Source organism: Herbaspirillum sp. YR522 (assembly GCF_000282575.1).
Taxonomy (GTDB): domain Bacteria; phylum Pseudomonadota; class Gammaproteobacteria; order Burkholderiales; family Burkholderiaceae_D; genus Herbaspirillum.
This window is the reverse complement of the sequence record NZ_AKJA01000086.1, coordinates 1-2,413: the sequence shown is the minus strand read 5'-3', so window position 1 is coordinate 2,413 and position 2,413 is coordinate 1. Positions and strand designations below refer to the sequence as shown.

Annotated in this window: 1 protein-coding gene; it reads left to right on the top strand. The window is 64.9% G+C overall.

Annotated features, from left to right (window positions below; all coding sequences use genetic code 11):
* Positions 1-2,385: ATP-dependent chaperone ClpB (clpB, locus tag PMI40_RS11875; RefSeq protein ID WP_008115548.1), on the top strand; the 2,385-nt coding region annotated here is incomplete at its 5' end.
* Between the last annotated feature and the right edge of the window lie 28 nt (positions 2,386-2,413).

Below are 2,413 nucleotides of genomic sequence, written 5' to 3'. Positions count from 1 at the left end.
CGCCTGCCGCAGGTGTCCGGCAATGGCGGCGAGGTGCAGGTCGGGCGCGAGCTGGTGGCGCTGCTGAACTTGGCCGACAAGCAAGCCCAGCAGCACGGCGACCAGTTCGTGTCCAGCGAAATGGTGTTGCTGGGCCTGGTGGACGACAAATCCGATGCCGGGCGCGCCGCGCGCGACAACGGCCTGACCCGCAAGTCGCTGGAGGCTGCCATCGTGGCCGTGCGGGGTGGCGCCTCGGTGTCGTCGCAGCAGGACGAAGGCCAGCGCGAGGCCCTCAAGAAATACACGCTGGACCTGACCGAACGCGCCCGCGCCGGCAAGCTCGACCCGGTGATCGGCCGCGACGACGAGATCCGGCGTGCGATCCAGGTGCTGCAACGGCGCAGCAAGAACAACCCGGTACTGATCGGCGAGCCCGGCGTGGGCAAGACCGCCATCGTCGAGGGCCTGGCCCAGCGCATCGTCAACGGCGAGGTGCCCGACAGCCTCAAGTCCAAGCGGGTGCTGTCGCTGGACATGGCGGCATTGCTGGCCGGCGCCAAGTATCGCGGCGAGTTCGAGGAGCGGCTCAAGTCGGTCCTCAAGGAGATCGCCCAGGACGAAGGCCAGACCATCGTCTTCATCGATGAGCTGCACACCATGGTCGGCGCCGGCAAGGCCGAGGGCGCCATGGATGCCGGCAACATGTTGAAGCCGGCGCTGGCGCGTGGCGAACTACACTGCGTGGGCGCCACCACGCTCGACGAGTACCGACAATACATCGAGAAGGACGCCGCGTTGGAGCGCCGTTTCCAGAAGATCCTGGTCGACGAGCCGAGCGTGGAGGCGACCATTGCCATCCTGCGCGGGCTGCAGGAAAAATACGAGGTGCACCATGGCGTCGACATCACCGACCCGGCCATCGTGGCCGCGGCCGAACTGTCGCATCGCTATATCACCGATCGCTTCCTGCCGGACAAGGCGATCGACCTGATCGACGAGGCCGCCGCCAAGATCAAGATCGAGATCGATTCCAAGCCTGAGGTCATGGACAAGCTCGACCGGCGTCTGATCCAGCTGAAGATCGAGCGCGAAGCCGTCAAGCGCGAGAAGGACGAGGCTTCGCAGAAGCGCTTGCAGCTGATCGAGGAAGAAATCGCCCGCCTGGATCGCGAGTACGCCGACCTGGAAGAAATCTGGAAGGCCGAGAAGTCGACCGCGCAAGGCGGCCAGCAACTGCGCGAAGAGATCGAGAAGCTGCGCATCCAGATGGAGGAGGCGACCCGCAAGAGCGACTGGCAGAAGGTGTCCGAGCTGAAGTACGGCAAGCTGGCCGAGCTCGAGGCCGCGCTCGAGGTGCAGAACAAGAAGGACGCCGCCGGCGTGACCGGCGAGAAGCCGCGCCTGGTGCGTACCCAGGTCGGTGCCGAGGAGATCGCCGAGATCGTCGCGCGCGCCACCGGCATCCCGGTCTCGCGCATGATGCAGGGCGAGCGCGAGAAGTTGCTGCACATGGAAGAAGTGCTGCATGAGCGGGTGGTGGGCCAGGACGAGGCCATCATTGCCGTCTCGGACGCGATCCGTCGTTCGCGCGCCGGCCTGGGCGACCCCAGCAAGCCCTACGGTTCATTCATGTTCCTGGGCCCCACCGGCGTGGGCAAGACCGAGCTGTGCAAGACCCTGGCGTCATACCTGTTCGATACCGAAGAGGCGATCATTCGCATCGACATGAGCGAATTCATGGAGAAGCACTCGGTAGCGCGGCTCATCGGTGCGCCCCCCGGCTACGTCGGTTACGAGGAGGGTGGTCACCTGACCGAGGCGGTGCGGCGCAAGCCCTATAGCGTGATCCTGCTCGACGAGATCGAGAAGGCGCATCCGGATGTGTTCAATGTGCTGTTGCAGGTGCTCGATGATGGCCGCATGACCGATGGCCAGGGTCGTACCGTGGACTTCAAGAACACCGTGATCGTGATGACCTCCAATCTTGGCTCGCACAAGATCCAGTCGATGGAGGGCAGCGATCCGGCGCTGGTCAAGCTGGCGGTGATGGCCGAGGTGCGCACCCATTTCAGGCCGGAATTCATCAACCGGGTCGATGAGCTGGTGGTGTTCCATGCGCTCGACGAGAAGAACATCGGCGCCATCGCCAGGATCCAGCTGCGCATACTCGAGCAGCGCCTGGCCAGGCTCGAGATCGGACTGGAGATCAGCGACGCGGCGCTGCAGAAGATCGCCGAGGCCGGCTTCGATCCGGTGTATGGGGCGCGTCCGCTCAAGCGCGCGATCCAGCAGGAGATCGAGAACCCGCTGTCGAAGGCCATCCTGGGCGGCAGTTTCGGCCCCAAGGACGTGGTCCACGTCGGGGTGGAAAACGGCCAGTTGAGTTTCACCCGCGACGCCTGATCGTTTATTTCCGAGCCGCAAGCGGCGG